Source organism: Cupriavidus nantongensis, from assembly GCF_041726985.1.
GTDB classification, from domain to species: Bacteria; Pseudomonadota; Gammaproteobacteria; order Burkholderiales; family Burkholderiaceae; genus Cupriavidus; species Cupriavidus nantongensis_A.
In genome coordinates, this window is sequence record NZ_CP168302.1 from 1,020,368 (window position 1) to 1,041,930 (window position 21,563).

A 21,563-nucleotide genomic window follows, 5' to 3' on the forward strand; every position below is an offset into this window, starting at 1 on the left:
GGCGCTGTTCGCGCACTCGTCCGCACTCCTCCATCGAACCGGCCTACAGCGAGCGAACCATGGCGGAAATCAATCTGGTCGAAGCAGTCAACCTGGCGCTGGCCCATGCGCTGGAGCACGATCCCGATGTGCTGCTGCTGGGCGAGGACATCGGCGTCAACGGTGGCGTGTTCCGCGCCACCGTGGGCCTGCAGGCGCGCTTCGGCGCCGCGCGCGTCATGGACACGCCGCTGGCCGAAGGCGGCATCGTCGGCGCGGCGATCGGCATGGCGGCGATGGGGCTCAAACCCGTGGCCGAGATCCAGTTCACCGGCTTCATCTATCCGGCGGTCGATCACATCATCAACCACGCCGGGCGCATGCGGCACCGCACCCGCGGACGGCTGGCCTGCCCGCTGGTGGTGCGCTCGCCGTGCGGCGCCGGCATCCATGCGCCCGAGCACCATTCCGAAAGCCCGGAGGCGATGTTTGCGCATATGCCGGGCATCCGCGTGGTGGTGCCGTCATCGCCGGCGCGCGCGTACGGGCTGCTGCTGGCGGCAATCGCCGACCCGGACCCGGTGATCTTCCTCGAGCCCACGCGGCTGTACCGGCTGTTCCGCCAGGAGGTGGCCGACGACGGCGCCGCGCTGCCGCTCGATACCTGCTTCACGCTGCGCGAAGGCAACGACCTCACGCTGGTCAGCTGGGGCGCGATGGTGCAGGAGACGCTGGCCGCCGCCGACGCGCTGGCCGCCGAAGGCGTGACAGCGACCGTCATCGACGTGGCCACGCTCAAGCCGCTGGACATGCAGACCATCCTGGACGCGGTCACGCGCACCGGCCGCTGCGTAATCGTGCACGAGGCCCCGCGCACCGCCGGCTTCGGCGCCGAGATCGCCGCGCAACTGGCCGATGCCGGGCTGTACTCGCTGGCCGCGCCGGTGCAGCGCGTGACCGGCTTCGATACCGTGGTGCCGCTGGCGCGGCTGGAATACACCTACCTGCCGGGCGTCGCGCGCATCGTCGATGCCGCCCGCAGGGCGCTGGCGGCGTAATCGTCAGCAAGTGCGCACACCGTTCAAGCCTGCCAAGGAGGACCGATGAGAGTCTTCAAGCTGCCCGACCTGGGCGAAGGCCTGCAGGAGGCCGAGATCGTGACGTGGCACGTCAAGACCGGCGACACCGTCGCCGCGGACCAGCCGCTGCTGTCGGTGGAGACGGCCAAGGCGATCGTCGAAATCCCGTCGCCCTATGCCGGCACCATCGGCAAGCTGTTCGCGCAGCCCGGCGACATCGTGCACCTGGGCGCGCCGCTGGTCGCCTTCGAGGGTGCCGGAGACGATGCCGACGCCGGCACCGTGGTCGGTTCGGTGCAGGTCGGCACGCATGTCGTCAGCGAAGCGGCACCACCCGGCACCTCGGCGCCCGCGGCGGGCATGGCCGCGCGCGTCAAGGCCACGCCCGCGGTGCGCGCGCTGGCACGCCGGCTTGGCGTGGACCTAGCAATGGCCACCGCCTCCGGGCCGGAAGGCGTAGTCACCGCCGCCGACGTAGAACGGGTCGCCGCCACGCTGGCGGATGTCGGCGCGCCCGAAGAACTGCGCGGCGTGCGCCGCGCGATGGCGCAGAACATGGCGCGCGCGCAGGCGGAGGTGGCGGCCGCCACCGTGATGGACGACGCCGATATCCACGCCTGGCAGTCCGGCGCCGACGTCACCATCCGGCTGGTGCGCGCGCTGGTGGCCGGCTGCCGCGCCGAGCCTGGCCTCAATGCCTGGTATGAAGGACAGACCGGGCGCCGCCACGTGCTGAAGAAGATCGACGTCGGCATTGCCGCGGACCTGCCCGAGGGCCTGTTCGTGCCGGTGCTGCGCGATGTCGGCAACCGCGACGCCGCCGACCTGCGCCGAGGGCTGAACCTGATGCGTGCGGACATCCGCGCACGCACCATCGCCCCGGAGGAGATGCGCGGCAACACCATCACGCTGTCCAACTTCGGCATGATCGCGGGGCGCTATGCCGCGCCCATCGTGGTGCCGCCCACCGTGGCAATCCTGGGCGCCGGACGCGTGCGCGACGAAGTGGTCGCGGCCGCCGGCGCGCCCGCGGTGCACCGGGTGATGCCGCTGAGCCTGACCTTCGACCATCGCGTGGTCACGGGCGGGGAAGCCGCGCGCTTCCTGGCAGCGGTGATTGCGGATCTGGAGATGGCGGAATAAGGATCAAGGCAACAGGCGCCGGCCTGCCTATCGCTTGTGCAGAAACTGGCGCCACCGGTATGCGCTCCCCTCTCCCGCGAAGCGGGAGAGGGGTGGGGGAGAAGGCCGGAGCTGCCACGAAGTCAGGCGCATCGTGCTTGCCTCGCGCCTGCCCTCTCCCCCGGCCCTCTCCCGCAGGCGGGAGAGGGGAGCACGCCGCCAGCATGCGAACGGCCGCCGGTGCCGCGGTGGCGGTGTATATAATCCCCATCCAATCGCGCCGCCTTCCCCGGCCCGGACCGCCGCACACCCTCATGGAATCCAAGACCGCCCGCCTGACCATCCTGATCGACCCGGTCAAGAAGAAGGCCTTCGAAACGCTGTGCGCCGCGCAGGATCTGACGCCGTCGCAGGTGGTGCGCCAGCTGATCCGCGATTACCTGGCGCAGCATGGCGTGGATTACGCCACCAAGCCGAAGCCGGCGGGCAGCACGCGCCAGAAGAAGTAACTCAGCGCGGGGTGGTGGCCGCGCCTGGCTTGTCCTCCGCCAGCACGGCGCAGCGTTGCGCCGCCTGCGCCAGCGACTCCGCGTAGTTGCCGTCGCCCAGCGCCGCCAGCACGCCGGCGCGCGCCAGTTTTTCCCTGACCCTCGGGTTGGCTTCGGCCAGCACCACCGCGACGCCGCGCTTCTGCAGCGTGACGATCACCGCCTCGAGCGTCTGCAGGCCGGTCATGTCCATGAAGGGCACGCGGCCCAGGCGGATCACCAGCACCCGCGGCTCGGTATGGGTCTGCACCAGCGCGCGCTCGCACGCTTCGACCGCGCCGAAGAAGAACGGGCCGTCGATGACATAGACCAGCACGCCCGGCGGCATCCGCGTGGCGCCGGTGCCCGCATCGCCCAGTTCGCGCGCCACCGCCTCGGCGGGCTGGGGTGCCACTTCCACCGATGCCGACATGCGCCGCAGGAACTGCAGCATGGCCAGGATCACGCCGATATTGACTGCCACCACCAGGTCGGTCAGCACCGTCAGCGTAAAGGTGATCAGCAGGATCGCGACATCGGCGCGCGGCGCGCGCCGAACCATGCGGGCGAACTGCCGCATCTCGCTCATGTTGTAGGCCACCACGAACAGGATCGCGGCGAGCGCGGCCAGCGGCACGCTGGCCGCAAGCGGCGCGAGGAACAGCAGCACCAGCACCAGCGTGAGCGCGTGCACCACGCCGGCCAGCGGGCTGTTGCCGCCGTTGCGGATATTGGTGGCGGTGCGCGCGATCGCACCGGTGGCGGCAAACCCGCCGAACAGCGGCGCCAGCACATTGGCGATGCCCTGGCCGACCAGCTCCTGGTTGGAATCATGCCGGGTGCCGGCCATGCCGTCGGCCACCACCGCGGACAGCAAGGACTCGATCGCGCCCAGCATGGCGATGGTGAAGGCCGGGCCGGCCAGCTCCAGCACGCGCGCCAGCGTGATGTCCGGCAAGGCCGGCACCGGCAGGCCGCGCGGCAGGCCGCCGAAGGCCGTGCCGATGGTGGCGACGCCGTCGAAGCGGAACAGCGCCTGCACCGCAGTCGCCACTACCAGCGCCACCAGCGGCCCCGGCACGCGCAGCAGCCAGCGCACGCGCGGCGCGCCTAACACCAGCGCCAGGCTGCCCAGCGCCAGCGCGGTGGTGGCCGGGTGCCATTGCGGTAGCGCCTGCAGCAGTTGCCAGAGCTTTTCATGGAAGTGCGTGCCGGCCACCGGCGGCAGCCCGAAGAAATCGCGCCACTGGCCGACAAAGATGATCACGCCGATGCCCGCGGTAAAGCCTACGATCACCGGCGCGGGAATGTAGCGGATCACGCTGCCCAGCCTTGTCAGCCCCATCGCCAGCAGGATCAGCCCCGCCATCACCGTGGCGATCTGCAGCCCGTCGATGCCGTGGCGCGCCGTCACTGCGGACAGCACCACGATAAAGGCGCCGGTGGGCCCGGCGATCTGCAGCCGGCTGCCGCCGAACAGCGACACCGCCAGCCCGGCGACGATGGCCGTGTACAGGCCCTGCTCCGGCTTGGCGCCCGAGGCAATCGCGAACGCCATCGCCAGCGGCAGCGCCACCACCCCAACGATCACGCCCGACACCAGATTCGGCAGCCAGTTGCCGCGGCGGAACAATCCGGCCAGCCAAGCTTCGCGCAGCGCAATCATGCGTCGGTCCCTTCCATCGGTGCGGGGGTACAGGTGCATCGGATGATAACAGGATGTTAATGTTCGGCCGCGCCGTCGGCCATGTTCGTGGCCGCGCTCGGTCGCCCCGGTGTCCTGTTCCTTATGCCGCGCAATTCCTATACTGGATTGGCTCGCCCGCCGGTGCGCGGACAGCGCCGGACTGGCGCGGTATCTCTCTGCAAGCGGAGGCTCATCATGTACAGGCACCTGCTAGTACCGACCGACGGCTCCGCGCGCGCCGATGCCATGGTGGACCGTGCGATGGCATTCGCCAGCCGCATCGGGGCCCGCGTGACCGGCCTCCATGTGCTTCCCGAGTACCACGTGCTGACCTACCGGCTGACCAGCCTGCAAGACACCAAGACCAACTTCGCCGCCGAAGCCGCGCGCCACGCCGACACCTTCCTGGCCGCGCTCAGCCAGACCGCGGCGCAGGCCGGCGTGCCGTGCGACACCATCACCGCCACCGACGACCATCCCTGGCAGGCCATCATCGCGTGCGCGCAGCAGCGCGAGTGCGACTTGATCGTGATGTCGTCGCACGGCAAGCGCGGGCTGCAGGCCCTGCTGATCGGCAGCGAGACACACAAGGTGCTGACCCACAGCACGATCCCGGTGCTGGTGTTCCGCTAGCGGCGCAGCGATGGCGGGATAGCGGATAGCGGGATAAGAGAGATAGCGGGCAAGCGTGCGCGGCAACGCGCGATTCCAAACCAAGCCAACTGCAAGGAGCGCAACCATGGCGATTCGACTGGGCGAGCAAGCCCCTGATTTCACCGCCGAGACCACGGAAGGCCAGATCAACTTCCATGAGTGGATCGGCGACGGCTGGGCCATCCTGTTCTCGCATCCCAAGGACTTCACGCCGGTGTGCACCACCGAGCTGGGCTACATGGCCCGGCTCAAGCCCGAGTTCGACAAGCGCAATACCAAGATCATCGGACTGAGCATCGATCCGGTGGGCGACCACCAGCGCTGGGTCAAGGACATCGAGGAAACGCAGGGCTGTACCGTCAACTATCCGATGATCGGCGATGCCGACCTGAAGGTTGCCAAGCTCTACGACATGATCCACCCCGAGGCCAGCGGCAGCGGCCCGCGTACCGCGGTGGACAACGCCACCATCCGCTCGGTATTCATCATCGGCCCGGACAAGAAGGTGAAGGCGATGCTGGTGTACCCGATGAGCGCGGGGCGCAATTTCGACGAGGTGCTGCGGCTGCTGGATTCGCTGCAGCTCAACGCCAAGCACACCGTGGCCACGCCAGTGAACTGGAAGCCGGGCGAGGACGTCATCATCCCGACCTCGGTCTCGGACGAGGAAGCCAGCAAGAAATACCCGCAGGGCTTCAAGACCCTGAAGCCCTACCTGCGCACGGTGGCCCAGCCCAAGTAGCGCAACCGCGCAGGGGAGGCGAGGACAGGGAGAGCGAGGAGCGGCGGCGCCAGGGAGCGCGGCGGCGCGGAGCCCGCGCCACGCCGCGGTCGGGGCTTCCCGGCCGGCATCGCGCGATGCCGGCCGGGATTGCACCGGCGGCCCCGACTTGTCCACAGAAAATATCCACAGGAACAGTGGATATCCCCCCTCTTGACAACCGCGAAGGGCGCGCCCGCGCTGGAACGTGCTGGAGTGCCCGTTTTATAGGCAACCAACCGGCGTACGGGAATGGTTGCGGGCGCTTGCATTTTGTGCCTGCCGCTGAGCCTGGTAGCGGCGTGCTTAACGAGTCAGCACCGCCCGGATGGTGTCGGCCAGTTCCTTCGCGACAAACTTGGCCACGTAGGCGTCGGCGCCCACCTTGCGCACATGCTCTTCGCTGGCTTCGCCCGACAGTGATGAGTGAATCACCACCGGCAGCGACTTCAGCCGGCTGTCGGCCTTGATCTTGCGGGTCAGCGTAAAGCCGTCCATCTCGGGCATTTCCAGGTCGGTCAGCACCAGCGCCACGTCGTCCTGGACCGGCCGGCCCTGGCTGGCCGCCTCGGACGCGATGCGGTCCAGCAGTTCCCACGCCTCCTTGCCCGACTTGGTCATCACCACCGGCGCGCCCAGCGCCTTCAGGCCCTGCTCGATCAGCCCGCGCGCCAGCGCGGAGTCGTCGGCGGCGATCACCTTGGCACCCGGGCGCAGGTGCAGCTGGGGGCCGACCTCGCCAGGGTCCACGTCCGGCTGGCGCGTCGGCAGCACGTCGCGCAGGATCTGCTCGACGTCCAGGACCTGCACCAGGCGCGCGCCTTCGGCACCGCCCTCGGCCCCATCCGCACCGCCTTCCAGCTTGGCGATGCTGGTCACATGGCCGGTGCGCACGCTGGCCTCGGCCGAATGCACCTGGTTCCATTCCAGCCGCACGATCTCCTCGACGGCCTCGACCGCGAAGCCCTGAGTCGAGCGCGCGTACTCGGTCACCAGCAGGATGCCCAGGCCGCCGCGCGGCTTGCAGCCCACCAGCCGCGGCAGGTCGATCACCGGGATCACCTGCCCGCGGATATCGGCCATGCCCAGGATCGACGGGTCGGCGCCGACCACGGTCGTCACCGGCGGCATCACCAGGATCTCGCGCACCTTGAAGACGTTGATGCCGAACAGTTCCGACTGGCCGGAATGTTCCGCCTCGCCGAGCCGGAACAGCAGCAGCTCGAACTGGTTGTTGTTGGTGAGGTTAGTCCGTTCGTCGATGTCCCTCATGGAACTGCTCATGCGTTGCTCCCGTGCCGTGCGTGTGGTGTGTTGCCGCCATCGTTGTCATCTGCCTGCGGCCGCGGCGGATGGCGCACGGCAGGGTTCATGACTGGATATCGGCCAGGGGCACGGGGAGTTGAGCGGTGCCGCGGCCGGGGGGCTAGCCGCCGGCCAGCGCCTGCAGGATATGGACCTCGTCGGTCTCCCGCAGCGGCGCATCGAGACGCATCAGCTGGGTACGGTTGACGAACACGCGGATATACGGCCGCAGCTTGCCCTGCTCGTCGACGATGCGAAAACGCATGCCGGGAAACTGGCGCTCGAGGTCGTCGAGCAGCTCGGCGATGCTGGCGCCGCGGGCCTCGACATATTCACGCTGTCCGGTATAGGAGAACAGCGGCGTGGCGATACGGACCTGCATGGTGAGTCCTCCGGCGCGATGGCTGGCGCTCAGGCCGGACGCGCCACGCTGACCGCATAGATCTGCGGCAGGTTGCGGGCGATGCATTGCCAGGCCTCGCCTTCATCCGCGCTGGCCCACAGTTCGCCACCGGTGGTGCCGAAGTACACGCCCACCGGATCGTGGCCGTCGGTGGCCATGGCCTGGCGCTTGACCGTGAACCAACCTTGCTCGGCGGGCAGGCCGCGGTCCTGCCGCTGCCAGGTCTCGCCGCCGTCGCGCGTGACATAGGCGGCGGGCCTGCCGCCCGGACTGACGCGCGGCCACACGTCGCTGCCGTCCATCGGGAACACCCACACCGTGCGCGGGTCGCGGCGGTGCGCCACGATCGGGAAGCCGATGTCGCCGACTTCGGCCGGCATCGCCTCGCCGATCCGCTTCCACACGCCTTCGCGGCGGTCCATCCGGTAGATGCCGCAATGGTTCTGCTGGTACAGGATGTCCGGGTTGGCGGGATGCTGCAGCACACAGTGCGGGTCCTGGCCGTATTCCGGGTTGGGGTCGGGCAGGAAATTGGCGATGCTGCCGCGGTTCAGCGGCTTCCAGTCGGCGCCGGCGTCGGTGCTCTCGAACACGCCGCCGCTGGACATGCCGATATACAGGTGGCGCGCATCGCGCGGGTCGACCAGCACGGAATGCAGCTTGGGGCCGTCGGGGGTGCCGTCCTGTTCGCCGCCGGTCCATGCGCGCCACATCGGATGATCGTTGAAGCCGCGCACCGGCTCCCAGTTCGCGCCATGGTCGGCACTGCGGAACAGCCCCTGCGGCGAGGTGCCGGCGTACCAGGTGCCGGGCTCGCTGGCATGGCCGGGGGTAAGCCAGAACACGTGGTCGACCACGCGGCCGGTCTCGCCCTCGGGCACTTTGTCGAACGCGGGCGGGCGCGCCGCCTCGGTCCAGTTGCGGCCGCCGTCGGTGGAGCGGAACACGGTCGGGCCGAGGTGGCCGGTGCGGGCCGCCATCAGCAGGCGCGACGGGTCGCGCGGGTCCTGCACGATATGGTGGATGGTATGGCCGAGGAAGGTCGGGCCGTCGATCTGCCAGCTGCGGCGCGCGGCGTCGCTGGTCAGGAACCAGGCGCCCTTGGTGGTGGCCACCAGCAGGCGGACCGGGCCGGTATCCGTTTCGGGGGTGGGGGAAGTCGTCATCTTGGCTCCTGCAAGAAGGCCGGGTGAACGATGTTTCCGAGTCTAGTACATGTAGACAGTGTTCACAATGAACGATGACGACGGCCGCTGCCAGCCCCCTTGCACCGCGCCGCGAGCCACCGAAGTAAAACGAAGTTCACCGCGGAAGCCGGCAACTTGGCTGGACATTCCCGATGAAGTGTGGCATAAGCAATGTTCCTTCGCACCCTTGCGCCCCCAGTCTCCATGCCTTGCTTCGCCCGTTTCGCCACCCTGAACCGCCCGGCCCAACCGGCGGCAGGCGTGCGCTCTCGTGCCGCGCAGCAAGGCCTTGCCCTTGACCTGGCCAGGCACTTCCCCGCCTGCAACCCGGTCCGCCGCGCCGTGCTTTTCCTGGCCGTGCGGGCAGTTCGGGGCGCCACCCTCCAGCCCTGAGCTTTCCCGCACGGCCCATGTCGCGGATGCCATCCGGCACCCGCTCGATCATGCAGCCAGGAGAAAGCCAGACATGTCACCGCTCTACCGCCGTACCTTCTGCGCCATGGTGGCGCTCGCCGCCCTCTACCTGCTCCTCAATTCCTGAGCGGGGCGGAGACTGCCATGGCGAATTTCCATGCCCTGCGCCTGCCGGCGCCGGCGCTGCCGCGCGCGCTCGAACTGCGCATCGACGTTGAGCTGGCCCCCGCCGAGATCGAGCGCGAACTCGACGCCCTGCACGGCCGCATCGGCCGGCCGGGCGACCGCCTCCATGCGATGCCCGCGCTGCCGGCGGGCGCGCCGGGACTGCGCCTGCGCTACCGCGAGGCGGACGGCGAGTACTACGTGTATGTGGAAGACGTGATACAGCGCCGGCTGGCCGGTTATACCGTCTTCAACCGGCTGATCGAGGTCGGCCGGCGGGCCGATCCGTGGGTGCGGGCGCCGCATAGCAAGTTTGCGCCTGCTTACCAGCGCCGCGGCCTGGCGCGGGCGCTCTATCGGTGGGCGCTGGACGGCGGGCTATGCCTGCTGAGCGGCGCGCGGCAGTCGGCGGGTGCCCACGCGCTATGGCAGGCGCTGGCCCCGGACTACGCCATGGGCTATGTGGATTTGCGCAGCAAGACGCTGACGTGGCTGGGCGATGCGGTCGATGCCGCGACGCGCGACGGGCTGCATACGCGCATGCTGCTGCTCGGGCGCGGCTGGACGCTGGAGGCGTTCATGGCCCGCACGGGCATGTACTGACGCAGCGTGCGGGGCGTTACAGCCAGCGGATCGGCGCAGCCTCGCGGGCATTGGCCGCGTACAGCGTCCAGCCCTGCGCGAAGTAGGCGCGCACGCGCGCGGCCAGCGACTTGCCGCCGCCCATGCGGGCGTAATAGGCGACATCGCGCGCCGGCTCGGCTGCGGCGGGCCTGTCAGCCGGGGACTGGGCGGGCTGGCGATAAAGGGTGTCGGCGAGTGCTTGCATGGCGGTTCTTCCTTTCCGGTGGGAAACAGGTTTAGTGTCTCGTGAGGCACATCTGGCCGGGATTCGGCCCGGATCGCGAGACGATTCAGGGTTATCCCTAGTATAGAGAAGTCGACCGCCAGCCATCCGGGTCATTCCCTATAGGCCGTATATGCGCCGCCTGATAATGGCAGCCGCCGAAAACGCCACCTGACGCGGCTTCGCCATTCGAAGATGCGAGGGCATCACATTCGATATTCTTTATCGCACATGCCGCGCATTGAGCGCCGGTGATGATGGCTGGCGCCGTCTCACCTAGCCTTCAGCCTTGCCCGGATCACGCCCACAGAAGGCACCGACAAGCGGCACACCGATAACAGCGGGGTTGGCCAGGATTCCGCCTCCAGCCCAGACCAGAACCACGTGAGACCGCCTGACGACGTTCCGCACGACGGACGTTGCAGCGCCCGCAAGGAGACAGCCCATCATGATCGAACAACCCTATCCGTCGTCCGCGGCGGAGGCCGATCCCGCACGCCCCCACGCTCCCCATGTTCCGGAAGTCAAAGGCCGGCTCGACGCGTTCTTCGAGATCACCGCGCGCGGCAGCACCCAGCGCCAGGAAGTGGTGGCCGGGGTCACCACCTTCATGGCGATGGTCTACGCCGTCTTCGTCGTGCCGGGCATGCTGGGCAAGGCCGGCTTCGACACCAGCGCGGTCTTTGTCGCGGTGTGCCTGACAACGGCCTTCGGCTCGCTGCTGATGGGCCTGTGGGCCAAGCTGCCGATCGCCATCGGCTGCGCCATCTCGCTGACCGCATTCATGGCCTTCGGCCTGGTGCTGGGCCAGGGCCTGTCGCCGGCGGTCGCGCTCGGCGCGGTGTTCCTGATGGGCTTGATCTTCACCGCGATCTCGGTCACCGGCGTGCGCAGCTGGATCCTGCGCAACCTGCCGGCCGGCGTGGCGCACGGCACCGGCATCGGCATCGGCCTGTTCCTGCTGCTGATCGCCTCGAATGAAGTCGGGCTGGTGGTCAAGAACACGCATGCCGGCCTGCCGGTGGCGCTGGGCAAGATCACCTCGTTCCCGGTGGTGATGTCGGTGCTGGGCCTGGCCGCGATCTTCGGGCTGGAGCGGCGCAAGGTGCCGGGCGGGATCCTGCTGGTGATCATCGCCATCTCGGCGCTGGGCCTGGCCTTCGATCCGGCGGTGAAGTTCACCGGCGTGTTCGCGCTGCCGTCGCTGAGCGCACCGGGCCACGAGTCGCTGATCGGCGCCATGGACGTGCGCGGCGCGCTCAGCGCCGCGGTGCTGCCGAGCGTGCTGGCACTGGTGATGACCGCGGTGTTCGACGCCACCGGCACCATCCGTGCCGTCGCCGGGCAGGCCGGGCAACTCAATGCCAACGGCCATATCCACAACGGCGGGCGCGCGCTGACCGCGGACTCGGTCAGTTCGATCTTCTCGGGCATGTTCGGCGGCGCCCCGGCCGCGGCCTATATCGAGTCGACCGTGGGCGTCGCCGCCGGCGCCAAGACCGGCCTGACCGCGGTGGTGGTGGGCCTGCTGTTCGTGGCGGTGATGTTCTTCTCGCCGCTGGCCGCGCTGGTGCCGTCGTACGCCACCGCGCCCGCGCTGATGTACGTCGGCCTGCTGATGCTGTCGAGCGTCAGCCGCCTGCACATGGACGACCTGGTCGATGCGCTGGCCGGCCTGGTCTGCGCCGTGTTCATCGTGCTGACCTGCAATATCGTCACCGGCATCATGCTCGGCTTCTGCACCCTGGTGGTGGGCCGCATCGTGGCCGGCGAATGGCGCAAGCTCAATCTCGGCACCGTGGCGATCGCGGTGGTGCTGGCGGCGTTCTACGCCGGCGGCTGGGCTATCTGAAGCCACCCTACATGACCGCGTCCCGGATAATGCCGGGACGCTGACAACCAGATGTCTCCTCCACCGCGATCCAGGTGGATTTCAAGCCCGGGCTTCCTGCTTTCCCGGGCTGTTTTTTTTTCGCCGCTAGCGCGCTCCGGGCGCAACGCACGCGCCTGCCCGGAGCTTTGCGTCAATTGGGACTGGGATAGACGCCGTCGACGCAGATCATGTAGGTCAGCCCGTTGGGCGTGACTGCGCCCAGGTTAGGCAGCGCGAAATTGCTCGTGCCATCTCCGCCGTAGGTGTTGCCCAGCAGGCTGAACAGCGCCATGTACTGATTGATGGGCAGAATCCGGCCATCGGCCGGCAAGCCCTGGCCCCAGCGGGCGGCAGTCAGCCATACCGTGCCGATGACACAATCGACGCCGGCGCTCGACGAGCCGGCTCCGCCTGGCGTGCCAAGTCCCGGCACGGTGCCTGTTGCGCCTGTCGCGCCTGTCGCGCCTGTCGCGCCTGTCGGGCCGGTCGCGCCCGTTGGCCCGGTTGCCCCCGTTTCGCCAGGTGCGCCAGTTGCACCCACGGGCCCTATGGCTCCCGTGGCGCCCGTCGCGCCCGAGGGCCCGGTTGCTCCTGTCGCACCCGTCGCGCCTTGCGGACCCGTCGCGCCTTGCGGACCCGTGGCACCTTGCGGGCCCGTAGCGCCGCTCGCTCCCGGCGCACCCACATCACCCCGTGACAGCTGCGCCGCCACGTCCGTCAGCGAGGCGTTGGTGGCGGCCAGGCGCGCCTGCAGCGCCTCGAGCCGGTCGTCATAGGCGTCGCCATGTCGGGGCGAGAACTTCTGGGTGAGCAGGTCAAGGCTGTCAGCCTCTACGCCCAGGTTGGCCAGGCGCAGCTTGACCATCGTCTGTGCAAGCTGCAGGCGGTTGCCTGCGGCGGCGGCAGCAGCAGCCGAGAAACCCGCGAAGAAGGCGCCGGTGTCCGGATTTTCTGTAGCAGACGCCACCACCAGTTCGGTGATCGGCGTGATATTGGTGTTGCCCGGCCCCTGCACCAAGGTGTGCAGCGGCATGCCGGCCGCGGTCAGGACCCGCCCGGCGCATGGCAGCGTCAGGCCTGCGGTCGGCACCGACCAGCTGCCGTCGATGCCAGTGGTGGTGGAAGCCTGGCCGGCAACGCATTTGAGCAGGACTTCTGCGTTGACGATGGGAGCGCCGGTTGCGGCAACGCCAGAAATGGTGGCGGTGGGCAGGCGCCCCGGGTCGGCCGGCGCGCCGCCGTTGTTGTCGTCGCCACCGCCGCAGCCTGCGACGAGGATGGCGGTAGCCGTTGACAGGCTGGTAGCCCATTTGTGTTGATGCATGATTCTGACCCCCTTTGTTGGTTTGCTGGCGCGCATTGGGTCCGCAATCGGCCTGACACACTGCCCTGTGCGGAAAGTCCGGATGTATTTGCGGCGGATGCCAAGGCGCAGTGGATGGAAACGTGGACGTGTTCCGGGCGCGTGCATGGTAGCGCCCGGCACGACTCGCATGTCCACACTCTGGTAGGGGTGTTGTTTTTGATTCAGCGGTATGCTTTCGCCGATTTCCGTCCATGGAGGCCCATCTGGTGACCCGCATCTGCCTGAACATGATCGTCAAGGACGAAGCGCCGGTGATTGCACGCTGCCTGCAGAGCGTCAAGGCATGGATCGACCATTGGGTCATCGTTGATACCGGATCATCCGACGGTACGCAGGAACGCATCCGGCAAGTCATGGCCGGCATTCCCGGCACGCTGCACCAGCGGCCCTGGCGTAATTTCGCGGAGAATCGCAATGAGGCGATGGCGCTGGCAAAAGCCGAGATGACAGCCGAAAGCGATTACCTGCTGTTTATCGATGCCGACGAAACGCTGCGCATGGAGCCGGGATTCGGCTGGCCGACGCTCCGCCAGCACGGATATCAGTTCCGCTGCGAACTCGACGGCTGGCATTACTTGCGCAATGCCCTGGTACCTGCCGGCATGCCATGGCGCTGGGAAGGCGTGGTCCACGAATACCTGACGCAAGACCAGGCGCACCGCTGGGAGCCCTTGCCAGGCGCGACGATCGTGGTGTCCCGCGATGGCGCGCGGGCGCGCGCCGCTGACACCTATCTGCGCGATATCGTGCTGCTCGAGGAAGCCGTTCGCAAGGAACCGGCCAATGCGCGCTATCGCTTCTATCTGGCGCAGAGCTATCGCGATGCAGGCAGGCTGGACGAAAGCATCCGGGCCTATGGCGAACGCGCGGGCATGGGGGGATGGGACGAGGAAGTCTGGTTCTCGCGTTTCCAGATCGCCGTGCTGCGGGAGCGCCGTGGCGATGCCCCCGCAGCCGTGCGCGAGGGCTACCTGGACGCCTACCAGGCACGCCCCAGCCGCGCCGAACCCTTGTGCGAGCTGGCGCGCTACCACCGCCTGCGCGGCGAGTTCGCCCTCGCGCATTTGTTTGCCCAGCAGGCTGCGGCCCTGGCCAGGCCCACGGACGTCCTGTTCGTGGACGAATCCGTCTATGCCTGGCGCGCCCTGGACGAGCTTGCCGTGAGCGCCTATTACGTGGGCGCGCTGGAGCAGGGCAAGCAGGCCCTGGCGCGGCTGATCACCGAGGCGCGCGTTCCCGCACACGAACGTGCGCGCATCGAGGGCAACCTGCGTTACTTCGGACTCTGATCGGCCCTCTCGCCAGCATGGCGCACGGCGCTGGCGTCCAGCCTGGCCGCCGGCCTGCAGGCTTCAAGAGCCAGAAATTCACCAGGCCGGCACCGGCCCTTATTGTCCAGCCTGCATTGCCGCCATATCCATGTACACCAGCTCCCAGACATGGCCGTCCAGATCCTGAAAGCCATGGCCGTACATGAAGCCCAGGTCCATTGGCGGCTTGTAGGTATTGCCGCCTGCCAGCACCGCGGCATTGACCATTTCATCGACGCGGGCCCGGGTTTCCATCGACAGGCAAACCAGCACTTCGGTGGCTTTGCGCGCATCGCAGATGTCATTGGGCGAGAAGCTGCGGAACTTGGCTTCGGTAAGCAGCATCACAAAAATGTTCTCGCCGACGATCATGCAGGTCGCGGTATCGTCGGTAAATTGCGGATTGAAGGAAAAGCCCAGCTGGGTAAAGAAGGCTATCGACTTTTGCAGGTCGCGCACGGGTAAATTGACAAAGATCTGCTGGCTCATAGGGGGCTCCGGTAGTCGTGACGTGGCACTGCGCGGGGCGCAGACAAACAGTCTAGGCGCTAAAGCCGGGCGGCGCGCGTATTTCGATTGCCCTGAATGAGGGCAACAAAATGAAAACCCGGCACAGCAAAACGACCATTGGCCGGGCAATGTCGCGGCCATGGTTGCGGCAATCGTTCCCGCATTCGGCATGACAATGATGCCGGCCAGCGTCCCGACAATCTGTCCGTGCAATTTGCGTTATTTTTTGTAAAATTTTTTCAGGTGCCCTGTCACCTGAATTTCTAGTACCATGCAGCGGCCTAATTGCAGAAAGGGGATATAAATGGCGACATACAAGCAACTCCTGGCTGAGAAGGAAGCGCTGGAAGCCAAGTTGAATGAGGTGCGCGCGAACGAAGTGGCGGGCGTGATCGATAAAATCCGCGAACTGATGACCGAATATGGCCTGACCGCGGAAGACATCCTGCCCCGGCGCAAGCGCGGCCGTCCTGCCGGCAGCAGCGCGCGCAAGACTGCAGCCGCCCTGCCCCCGAAGTACATGGATCCCAAGACCGGCAAGACCTGGTCGGGCCGCGGCCGTGCGCCGGCCTGGCTGGGCAAGCGTCCGGAGCGCTTCCTGATCGAGCAGTAAGCCAGCCCTGCCGCCGGGACTCAGCGGGCCACGCCGGTTGCCCGCTGCCCGGCCAACCCGTCCGCAGCCGGGGGGCCCGGACGGGTTTCACAACGTCTGGCAGACATAATCCTTTCGTAGCGCCCTGAAACCCTGCTGCGTCGGTTCGGCTGTCAGCCGCGCGCCGCCGTCGGCCAGCGGCTGCAGGCGTAATATCCGCGCCGAACACTGGCTGGCGGTCTCGTCCCGCTGGTAGCGGATCTCATACTGCGCGCCGGCCACCGGCACGAATGACACGCCCGCGGCGCAGCGCATCTCGGGCAGCGGCGGCGCGGCGGCCGAGGACACCGCCACATAGATCCGCCGTCCCGCCTCGACCAATCGTTCCCGCGTGCGCGCGGCCGGCTCGGGCGAACGCCCGGCCATGTCCAGGCTGCGCTCCCTTCCCATCGCCGACAACTGCCTGCCCATCCCGGCCAGCACCAGCGGCCGGGCCGGATCCGGGCACCTGGCCGGATCGACGACGGTGAACGAGGTGTTTTCGTCGGTGCTGGTCACCAGCCTCACGCTGGCGGACGGCGCACCCGCAGGCACCCGGTACTGCGCCACGCAGCCGGACATCGCCACGGCGGCGGCAAGCATCGGCAACACGGCAAGGCGGGGCGGGAAGGCGAACGACCGGTCATGGCGCATGGCGGCGGCAGGTGGAGTCGCGAAAGGTGGATGCCGGCTTTGGTGCAGCGTTGGCGGGAGAATGACGAAAAATGGGACATGGATGCGGTCCGATCGCGCTGCGATCCACCCCAACTGGCCGGCGGCTGCCGGTGGCCGGAGGCGTCCCGCCATGCCGTCAACCGCACAGCATACCTGCTTCCGACGCTCGCCGGCAGCCGCACAAACCCATGTTGAAAACTCCGACGTGATATCCACAGAATCTGTGGATATCCTGCCGCGCCCTGTCCGAAAACCCCGGTCTGTGCGCCACCGCACCGGACTGCCCAAAATTTAGGCAACGGGTTGCAGTGGCCCGCGAAGCCAGTAGCGGCGCGACCCTCCCTGTCGCCTGGCATCCAGGGATGCCTCCCCGAGCGTCCGTTAAGCTGCCTGGCACACACTTCCGGCCACCCCGCGCCCTTGAAGGGGCCATCGTCACCGCGTAATCTCTTTCGTACCGGGGGCTGCACTGGCGCACTTGCGCCACCTTGCCAGCCAGAAAACGACGATGCCACAACAAGAGCCTATCCAGGCCGGGCCGTTGCCTCGTGACCTGCTGCACGCGCTGCGTGAAGGCGGTTACGACGTATCGGCACTCGCGCCTGCCCCGGAATCCGACACCGACTCCGACTCCTGCGACCATCAACCCGCCGCGCATGCGGCCGACCCGCAACAGGCCATCCACCTGCTGCTGGCCGTCTATCACGCCACCGGCGACCCCGCCATCGGCTTGTGGCTGGGCAGCCGGATGCCGCCCGACCTGCTTGGCCTGGCCGGCCTGCCCGCGATGGCCGGCCCGTCGCTGGGCACGGCCTTGCGGCGCATCGCGCGCTACCAGAAGCTGCTGGCCGGCGACCGCGTCGAACTGCGCCGCCAGGGCGACGAAGCCTGGGTCTGCATCCGCCCGAGCGATCCCGAGGCGCCCGACAGCCGGCCGCGCATCGACATGGAGCTGTGCTCGCTGCTGGCCTTCGGCCGGCGCTTCACGCGCAAGCCGCTGCATCCGCTGCGGGTATCGCTGCGCATCGGCCGGCCCGCCTGGCACCTGCGCTATACCGAAGCCTTCGACTGCCCGGTGCGCTTCGGGGAGCCCGAAGACGCGATCGTGTTCGGCCGCCGCGACCTGGCGCTGCGGCTGATGGCGCGCGACCGCTCCAGCCCGGCGGCGCCCCCCGCCAGCCGCGACCTGCGGCCGGCCGCGGCCTCGCTCTACGATGTGCGCAGCGCCCTGCAGCAGCTGGCCGGCGACCGCGCCCTGAGCCTGGCCGCGGTGGCGCGCCACCTCGACATCAGCGAGCGCACGCTGCAGCGCCGGCTGATGGCCGCCGGCACCAGCTTCCGCACGCTGTGCGAAGACGCGCGGCGCGAGCTGGCCGGCCACTACCTGAGCGAAGGTGCGCTGTCGCTGGGCGAGATCGCGTTCCGGCTCGGCTTCGACGATGCCAACTCGTTCTTCCGCGCGTTCCGCCGCTGGACCGGCATGACGCCGGGCGACTACCGGCGCCACGCCATGCCCGCGGCCCAGCCGCCGGCGTAGCGAGGGCCGGGCTCACCCGCCGCGGGGTTGCTCCCACGGCGGGTTGTCGCCAAAGCGCTCGGCCAGGAAATCGACGAAGGCGCGCACGCGCGGCGGCACCAGCCGCCGCTGCGGCATCACCGCGTAGATGCCGGTGTCGGCCACCGGGTAATCGGGCAGCACCTGCACCAGCCGCCCGGCCTGCAGGTCGGCGCAGACATGCCAGGCCGAATGCAGCGCGATGCCGAAGCCCGCCAGCGCCGCGTCGGACAGCAGCTCGCCGGTATTGGCCTCGATCCGGCCGCGCACGCGCACGGCAATCTCGCCACCGGCACCATCGCCCAGCCGCCAGACATCCTGCCGACCCTGGCTGCCGACCAGCAGCAGGCAATCGTGCCCCGCCAGGTCCTGCGGCGTGCGCGGCGTGCCGCGTCGGCGCAGGTAGTCGGGCGAGGCGCACAGCAGCCGCCGGTTGTTGGCCAGCCGGCGCGCGACCAGCGCCGAGTCGTCGAGCGCGCCGATCCGGATCGCCAGGTCGAAGCCCGCGCTGACCAGGTCCAGCACGTGGTCGCTCAGGTTGACGCTGAGCGATACCCCGGGATGGCGCTCCAGGAATTCCGGCAGCAGCGGCGAGACGTAAAGCCGCCCGAACGACGACGACGTCGTCACCCGCAAGGTGCCGGTGATGCCGGTGCCGGCCTGCCGCAGCGACGCCCCCAGCGCCTCCAGGTCATCCACCAGCGCGCGCCCCTGCTCGGCCAGCACCGCGCCCTCGGGGGTTGCGTGCAGCCGCCGCGTGGTGCGATGCAGCAGGCGCACGCCCAGCTCGCGTTCGAGCCGCTGCAGGCGCTGGCTTGCCACCGCCACCGACAGGTCCAGGCTGCGCGCCGCCGCGCTGATCGAGCCCAGGTCGAGCACGCGCAGAAACAGGCCGATATCGCCGATCCGGTCCATGATTCTCAATGATTTATTGAAACTGATTATGGATCATGCCGGTTTTTGCTGAAGCCGGAAAGGGCCAGACTGCGGGCTTCGTCCTCCCTTGCGCCCCTCTCCGACCATGGCTTCCTCTCCTTCCACCCTCGCCGCTCCCGCCCGGGCCCGGCTGCCGATGGCGTTGTACGCGCTGACGGCCGGTTCGTTCGGCATCGGCTGCGCCGAATTCGTGATCATGGGCCTGCTGCTGCAGGTCGCCGCCGACCTGCAGGTGACCATCGCCGCGGCCGGCATGCTGGTGTCCGGCTACGCGCTCGGCGTGTTCGCCGGCGCGCCGGTGCTGACGCTGCTGACGCGCCGCATGCCGCGCAAGGCGGTGCTGCTGGCGCTGATGGTGATCTATACCGTCGGCAACGCCGCCTGCGCGCTGGCGCCCGACTACACCACGCTGATGATCGCGCGCGTGCTGACCTCGCTCACGCATGGCACCTTCTTCGGCGTCGGCGCCGTGGTCGCGACCGGACTGGTGCCGGAGGACCGCCGTGCCTCGGCGATTTCGGTGATGTTCTCGGGCCTGACCCTGGCCACGCTGCTGGGCATGCCCGCCGGCGCCTGGCTGGGCCTGCACCTGGGCTGGCGCTCGACCTTCTGGGCCATGACGCTGGTCGGGCTGCTGTCGCTGGCGGTGATCGCGCTGCTGGTGCAGAAGAGCCAGGACCACGGCGCGCGCGTGGCGCTGCGCGACGAGCTGGCCACCATCGGCCGCCCGCAGGTGCTGCTGGGACTGTTGATGACGGTGCTGCAGTCGATGGGGATCTTCGCCGTGATCACCTACGTGCAGCCGCTGCTGACGCGCGTGTCGGGCTTTGGCGAGGCGGCCGTATCGCCGATTCTGCTGCTGTTCGGCGCCGGCATGATCATCGGCAACGTGCTGGGCGGCCGCTTTGCCGACCGCACCCCGACGCGCGCCGTGCTGACTACGCTGGCGGCCCTGACGCTGGTGCTGGCGGCGATGACGCTGGCCATCCACAACCAGGTGCTGGTGGTGGCCTTCGTCGGCATCCTCGGCGTCGCGGCGTTTGCCACGGTGTCGCCGCTGCAATTGCGCGTGCTGCGCCACGCCCACGGCGCCGGCGAGAATCTGGCCTCGAGCTTCAATATCGCCGCGTTCAACCTGGGCAACGGCCTGGGCGCGTGGATGGGCGGGGTGGTGGTCGATCACGGGCCGGGGCTGACCGCACTGCCCTGGGTTGCCGCACTGGCGCCGATGGCGGCGCTGGCGGTGGCGTGGCTGAGCGTGAGGCTGGAACAAGGCGCGCGCGCCCGCGCGCCGATGGCGCAGGCTTGCCCCTGAGCGCCCGCGCGGATTTCTTGCGCCCTGCGCTTCAGCCCGGCTTGCCGTCCACGCGCGGACGCGCCAGCCGCGGCGCATACGTCAGCGCATAGAGCCCGAAGCCGGCCACCCAGCATGCCCCCGCGCCCCACACCCAGTGCAGGTAGCCGGCGGGCCAGGCCATCGGCCCGAACACGCGCAACACCGCCGCCGCGGCCACCAGCCAGTACGCCGCGGTCTCGGCGCGGCCGGCCACCAGCATGCGGCCGGTGTGGCCCAGCGCGGTGCGGGTGATCATGGCAATGATCGCCACGCCGAGCACACCCACCGTGAATGCGTGCGTCGCCAGCCCGGCCATCACCAGTCCCAGCGCACCGAGCGCCTGCAGCAGCAACGCGAGCGGCAGCCACGCGTAGGCCAGGTGCAGCACCCACAGGATCGGCCGGTTGCCAACCGCATGGCCGCGCCACCCCGCCACGCGCGCGCCCAGCACCAGCGCCGCCAGCAGCGATAGCGCCGCCACCAGCCATCCCGGCAGCGGCAGCAGCCCGGCCGCCAGCCCGAGCACCGCAGCGGGAATCACCAGCCGATCCACCTGCCGGTACTGGCGCAAGCGGAAGCCGGGAATCGCATTGGTGGTGAACATCGGGATCACGCGCCCGCCGATCACCACCACGAACAGCGTCACCAGCGCCACGCCGGCGCGGCAGGCCACCATCGCGCCGGCGTCATGGCCGCGCGCCTGCAACCACAGGCTGGCGATATCGGCCAGCGCCAGCAGCCATAGCGCGAGCGCCAGCGGATAGTTGCGGCGGTTGCCGCCGCGCACCAGCGTGCGCGTGAAGGCCAGCGCCGCCAGCGGCAGAAACGCGGCTGCGACCACAAAGGCCGCAATACCGGGCACCACCCACAGGCCCACGCGTCCGGCCAGCCACAGCCCGAACGGCACGGCCAGCGCCGCGCCGGTCGGCGTGGGCTGTCCGGTCCAGGCACGTCCGGCCGTGAACAGGAATCCCACCACGATCGCCGCGCCAAAGCCGAACACCATCTCGTGCGCATGCCAGAACATCCCAGGCAGCACTGGTGACGGACCGACCGAATGCATGCCCGCCAGCATTGCCGACCAGGCCGCGATCGCCAGCGCGGCAAACACCGCGCCGCCCAGATAGAACGGCCGGAAGCCCAGCGCGAACAGGGCAAAGCCACGTGGCGGCGGGCCCGGGGGGGCCTTGCCGGAGGGCGGCGTGCGCCGCGCGGGAAGGATGGGAATGGTGTCCATGTCCG

At 68.9% G+C, this 21,563-nt stretch carries 21 protein-coding genes; 11 read left to right on the forward strand and 10 right to left on the reverse strand.

The annotated features are described in order from the left end of the window. The first annotated feature begins 59 nt into the window (after window positions 1-59). The 3 genes from ACEI37_RS04270 (at window position 60) to ACEI37_RS04280 (ending at window position 2,689) form a co-directional block, all read left to right on the forward strand. Window positions 60-1,037 (forward strand): alpha-ketoacid dehydrogenase subunit beta, encoded by a 978-nt coding sequence (locus tag ACEI37_RS04270; RefSeq protein ID WP_373377489.1) that lies wholly within the window; start codon window positions 60-62, stop codon window positions 1,035-1,037. Window positions 1,038-1,082: 45 nt separating this feature from the next. Next, the gene (locus ACEI37_RS04275) at window positions 1,083-2,201 is read left to right on the forward strand and encodes a dihydrolipoamide acetyltransferase family protein (RefSeq protein ID WP_373377490.1); all 1,119 of its coding nucleotides are present in this window, start codon (window positions 1,083-1,085) and stop codon (window positions 2,199-2,201) included. Between the two features lie 293 nt (window positions 2,202-2,494). Beyond that, the gene (locus ACEI37_RS04280) at window positions 2,495-2,689 is read left to right on the forward strand and encodes a ribbon-helix-helix domain-containing protein (RefSeq protein ID WP_018006421.1); all 195 of its coding nucleotides are present in this window, start codon (window positions 2,495-2,497) and stop codon (window positions 2,687-2,689) included. Window position 2,690: 1 nt separating this feature from the next. Here the strand turns inward: ACEI37_RS04280 and ACEI37_RS04285 are convergent, their stop codons facing one another. After that, window positions 2,691-4,373 carry a SulP family inorganic anion transporter gene (locus ACEI37_RS04285; protein WP_373377491.1) on the reverse strand — a complete coding sequence of 561 codons (1,683 nt, stop codon included), beginning with the start codon at window positions 4,371-4,373 and terminating at the stop codon, window positions 2,691-2,693. 216 nt (window positions 4,374-4,589) lie between these two features. Here ACEI37_RS04285 and ACEI37_RS04290 point away from each other — a divergent pair, with 216 nt between their 5' ends. Together ACEI37_RS04290 and ACEI37_RS04295 are read left to right on the forward strand one after the other, a co-directional pair. Then, complete coding sequence (locus ACEI37_RS04290; RefSeq protein ID WP_373377492.1) at window positions 4,590-5,027, forward strand: universal stress protein; 438 nt, start codon at window positions 4,590-4,592, stop codon at window positions 5,025-5,027. Between the two features lie 106 nt (window positions 5,028-5,133). Continuing rightward, the gene (locus tag ACEI37_RS04295; RefSeq protein WP_373377493.1) at window positions 5,134-5,790 is read left to right on the forward strand and encodes a peroxiredoxin; all 657 of its coding nucleotides are present in this window, start codon (window positions 5,134-5,136) and stop codon (window positions 5,788-5,790) included. A gap of 324 nt (window positions 5,791-6,114) precedes the next feature. Here the strand turns inward: ACEI37_RS04295 and ACEI37_RS04300 are convergent, their stop codons facing one another. The 3 genes from ACEI37_RS04300 to ACEI37_RS04310 all read right to left on the reverse strand — a co-directional run bounded on the left by ACEI37_RS04300 (window position 6,115) and on the right by ACEI37_RS04310 (window position 8,682). Continuing rightward, window positions 6,115-7,092, reverse strand: coding sequence for a chemotaxis protein (locus tag ACEI37_RS04300; RefSeq protein ID WP_373377494.1), 978 nt, complete (start codon window positions 7,090-7,092; stop codon window positions 6,115-6,117). A 142-nt stretch (window positions 7,093-7,234) separates the two neighbouring features. Continuing rightward, a complete protein-coding gene (locus ACEI37_RS04305; protein WP_116296932.1) occupies window positions 7,235-7,495 on the reverse strand; it encodes a MoaD/ThiS family protein in 261 nt (86 codons plus the stop codon). 29 nt (window positions 7,496-7,524) lie between these two features. Continuing rightward, window positions 7,525-8,682: a glycosyl hydrolase gene (locus ACEI37_RS04310; RefSeq protein ID WP_373377495.1), complete on the reverse strand. Its 1,158-nt coding sequence runs from the start codon at window positions 8,680-8,682 to the stop codon at window positions 7,525-7,527. A gap of 579 nt (window positions 8,683-9,261) precedes the next feature. Here ACEI37_RS04310 and ACEI37_RS04315 point away from each other — a divergent pair. Continuing rightward, window positions 9,262-9,885, forward strand: coding sequence for an N-acetyltransferase (locus ACEI37_RS04315; RefSeq protein ID WP_373377496.1), 624 nt, complete (start codon window positions 9,262-9,264; stop codon window positions 9,883-9,885). Between the two features lie 16 nt (window positions 9,886-9,901). Here the strand turns inward: ACEI37_RS04315 and ACEI37_RS04320 are convergent, their stop codons facing one another. Beyond that, the gene (locus ACEI37_RS04320) at window positions 9,902-10,111 is read right to left on the reverse strand and encodes a hypothetical protein (RefSeq protein ID WP_373377497.1); all 210 of its coding nucleotides are present in this window, start codon (window positions 10,109-10,111) and stop codon (window positions 9,902-9,904) included. A 466-nt stretch (window positions 10,112-10,577) separates the two neighbouring features. Between ACEI37_RS04320 and ACEI37_RS04325 the strand changes: the two genes are divergently transcribed. After that, window positions 10,578-11,981 (forward strand): NCS2 family permease, encoded by a 1,404-nt coding sequence (locus ACEI37_RS04325; RefSeq protein ID WP_373377498.1) that lies wholly within the window; start codon window positions 10,578-10,580, stop codon window positions 11,979-11,981. 172 nt (window positions 11,982-12,153) lie between these two features. Here the strand turns inward: ACEI37_RS04325 and ACEI37_RS04330 are convergent, their stop codons facing one another. After that, a complete protein-coding gene (locus ACEI37_RS04330) occupies window positions 12,154-13,326 on the reverse strand; it encodes a tail fiber protein (protein ID WP_373377499.1) in 1,173 nt (390 codons plus the stop codon). Between the two features lie 233 nt (window positions 13,327-13,559). Between ACEI37_RS04330 and ACEI37_RS04335 the strand changes: the two genes are divergently transcribed. Further along, a complete protein-coding gene (locus ACEI37_RS04335) occupies window positions 13,560-14,657 on the forward strand; it encodes a glycosyltransferase (RefSeq protein WP_373377500.1) in 1,098 nt (365 codons plus the stop codon). 99 nt (window positions 14,658-14,756) lie between these two features. Here ACEI37_RS04335 and ACEI37_RS04340 read toward each other — a convergent pair whose 3' ends face one another. Beyond that, complete coding sequence (locus tag ACEI37_RS04340) at window positions 14,757-15,167, reverse strand: VOC family protein (RefSeq protein WP_373377501.1); 411 nt, start codon at window positions 15,165-15,167, stop codon at window positions 14,757-14,759. A gap of 325 nt (window positions 15,168-15,492) precedes the next feature. Between ACEI37_RS04340 and ACEI37_RS04345 the strand changes: the two genes are divergently transcribed. Further along, on the forward strand, window positions 15,493-15,801 hold the full coding sequence (locus tag ACEI37_RS04345; RefSeq protein ID WP_111516681.1) for an H-NS histone family protein: 309 nt from the start codon (window positions 15,493-15,495) through the stop codon (window positions 15,799-15,801). Window positions 15,802-15,888: 87 nt separating this feature from the next. Here the strand turns inward: ACEI37_RS04345 and ACEI37_RS04350 are convergent, their stop codons facing one another. Then, window positions 15,889-16,473, reverse strand: coding sequence for a hypothetical protein (locus tag ACEI37_RS04350; protein WP_373377502.1), 585 nt, complete (start codon window positions 16,471-16,473; stop codon window positions 15,889-15,891). A 529-nt stretch (window positions 16,474-17,002) separates the two neighbouring features. On the opposite strand from ACEI37_RS04350, the gene ACEI37_RS04355 reads away from it, so the two are divergent. Continuing rightward, on the forward strand, window positions 17,003-18,031 hold the full coding sequence (locus ACEI37_RS04355; RefSeq protein ID WP_373377503.1) for an AraC family transcriptional regulator: 1,029 nt from the start codon (window positions 17,003-17,005) through the stop codon (window positions 18,029-18,031). A 12-nt stretch (window positions 18,032-18,043) separates the two neighbouring features. Here ACEI37_RS04355 and ACEI37_RS04360 read toward each other — a convergent pair whose 3' ends face one another. Then, window positions 18,044-18,964: a LysR family transcriptional regulator gene (locus ACEI37_RS04360; protein WP_373377504.1), complete on the reverse strand. Its 921-nt coding sequence runs from the start codon at window positions 18,962-18,964 to the stop codon at window positions 18,044-18,046. 106 nt (window positions 18,965-19,070) lie between these two features. On the opposite strand from ACEI37_RS04360, the gene ACEI37_RS04365 reads away from it, so the two are divergent. Further along, window positions 19,071-20,300 carry an MFS transporter gene (locus tag ACEI37_RS04365; protein ID WP_373377505.1) on the forward strand — a complete coding sequence of 410 codons (1,230 nt, stop codon included), beginning with the start codon at window positions 19,071-19,073 and terminating at the stop codon, window positions 20,298-20,300. A 31-nt stretch (window positions 20,301-20,331) separates the two neighbouring features. Here the strand turns inward: ACEI37_RS04365 and ACEI37_RS04370 are convergent, their stop codons facing one another. Continuing rightward, window positions 20,332-21,558 (reverse strand): NnrS family protein, encoded by a 1,227-nt coding sequence (locus ACEI37_RS04370; protein WP_373377506.1) that lies wholly within the window; start codon window positions 21,556-21,558, stop codon window positions 20,332-20,334. Between the last annotated feature and the right edge of the window lie 5 nt (window positions 21,559-21,563).

Coding starts and splice junctions, on each gene's coding strand:
- ACEI37_RS04270 (WP_373377489.1), top strand. CDS start 60: ATGGCGGAAATCAATCTGGTCGAAGCAGTCAACCTGGCGCTGGCCCAT.
- ACEI37_RS04275 (WP_373377490.1), top strand. CDS start 1,083: ATGAGAGTCTTCAAGCTGCCCGACCTGGGCGAAGGCCTGCAGGAGGCC.
- ACEI37_RS04280 (WP_018006421.1), top strand. CDS start 2,495: ATGGAATCCAAGACCGCCCGCCTGACCATCCTGATCGACCCGGTCAAG.
- ACEI37_RS04285 (WP_373377491.1), bottom strand. CDS start 4,373: ATGATTGCGCTGCGCGAAGCTTGGCTGGCCGGATTGTTCCGCCGCGGC.
- ACEI37_RS04290 (WP_373377492.1), top strand. CDS start 4,590: ATGTACAGGCACCTGCTAGTACCGACCGACGGCTCCGCGCGCGCCGAT.
- ACEI37_RS04295 (WP_373377493.1), top strand. CDS start 5,134: ATGGCGATTCGACTGGGCGAGCAAGCCCCTGATTTCACCGCCGAGACC.
- ACEI37_RS04300 (WP_373377494.1), bottom strand. CDS start 7,092: ATGAGCAGTTCCATGAGGGACATCGACGAACGGACTAACCTCACCAAC.
- ACEI37_RS04305 (WP_116296932.1), bottom strand. CDS start 7,495: ATGCAGGTCCGTATCGCCACGCCGCTGTTCTCCTATACCGGACAGCGT.
- ACEI37_RS04310 (WP_373377495.1), bottom strand. CDS start 8,682: ATGACGACTTCCCCCACCCCCGAAACGGATACCGGCCCGGTCCGCCTG.
- ACEI37_RS04315 (WP_373377496.1), top strand. CDS start 9,262: ATGGCGAATTTCCATGCCCTGCGCCTGCCGGCGCCGGCGCTGCCGCGC.
- ACEI37_RS04320 (WP_373377497.1), bottom strand. CDS start 10,111: ATGCAAGCACTCGCCGACACCCTTTATCGCCAGCCCGCCCAGTCCCCG.
- ACEI37_RS04325 (WP_373377498.1), top strand. CDS start 10,578: ATGATCGAACAACCCTATCCGTCGTCCGCGGCGGAGGCCGATCCCGCA.
- ACEI37_RS04330 (WP_373377499.1), bottom strand. CDS start 13,326: ATGCATCAACACAAATGGGCTACCAGCCTGTCAACGGCTACCGCCATC.
- ACEI37_RS04335 (WP_373377500.1), top strand. CDS start 13,560: ATGGAGGCCCATCTGGTGACCCGCATCTGCCTGAACATGATCGTCAAG.
- ACEI37_RS04340 (WP_373377501.1), bottom strand. CDS start 15,167: ATGAGCCAGCAGATCTTTGTCAATTTACCCGTGCGCGACCTGCAAAAG.
- ACEI37_RS04345 (WP_111516681.1), top strand. CDS start 15,493: ATGGCGACATACAAGCAACTCCTGGCTGAGAAGGAAGCGCTGGAAGCC.
- ACEI37_RS04350 (WP_373377502.1), bottom strand. CDS start 16,473: ATGCGCCATGACCGGTCGTTCGCCTTCCCGCCCCGCCTTGCCGTGTTG.
- ACEI37_RS04355 (WP_373377503.1), top strand. CDS start 17,003: ATGCCACAACAAGAGCCTATCCAGGCCGGGCCGTTGCCTCGTGACCTG.
- ACEI37_RS04360 (WP_373377504.1), bottom strand. CDS start 18,964: ATGGACCGGATCGGCGATATCGGCCTGTTTCTGCGCGTGCTCGACCTG.
- ACEI37_RS04365 (WP_373377505.1), top strand. CDS start 19,071: ATGGCTTCCTCTCCTTCCACCCTCGCCGCTCCCGCCCGGGCCCGGCTG.
- ACEI37_RS04370 (WP_373377506.1), bottom strand. CDS start 21,558: ATGGACACCATTCCCATCCTTCCCGCGCGGCGCACGCCGCCCTCCGGC.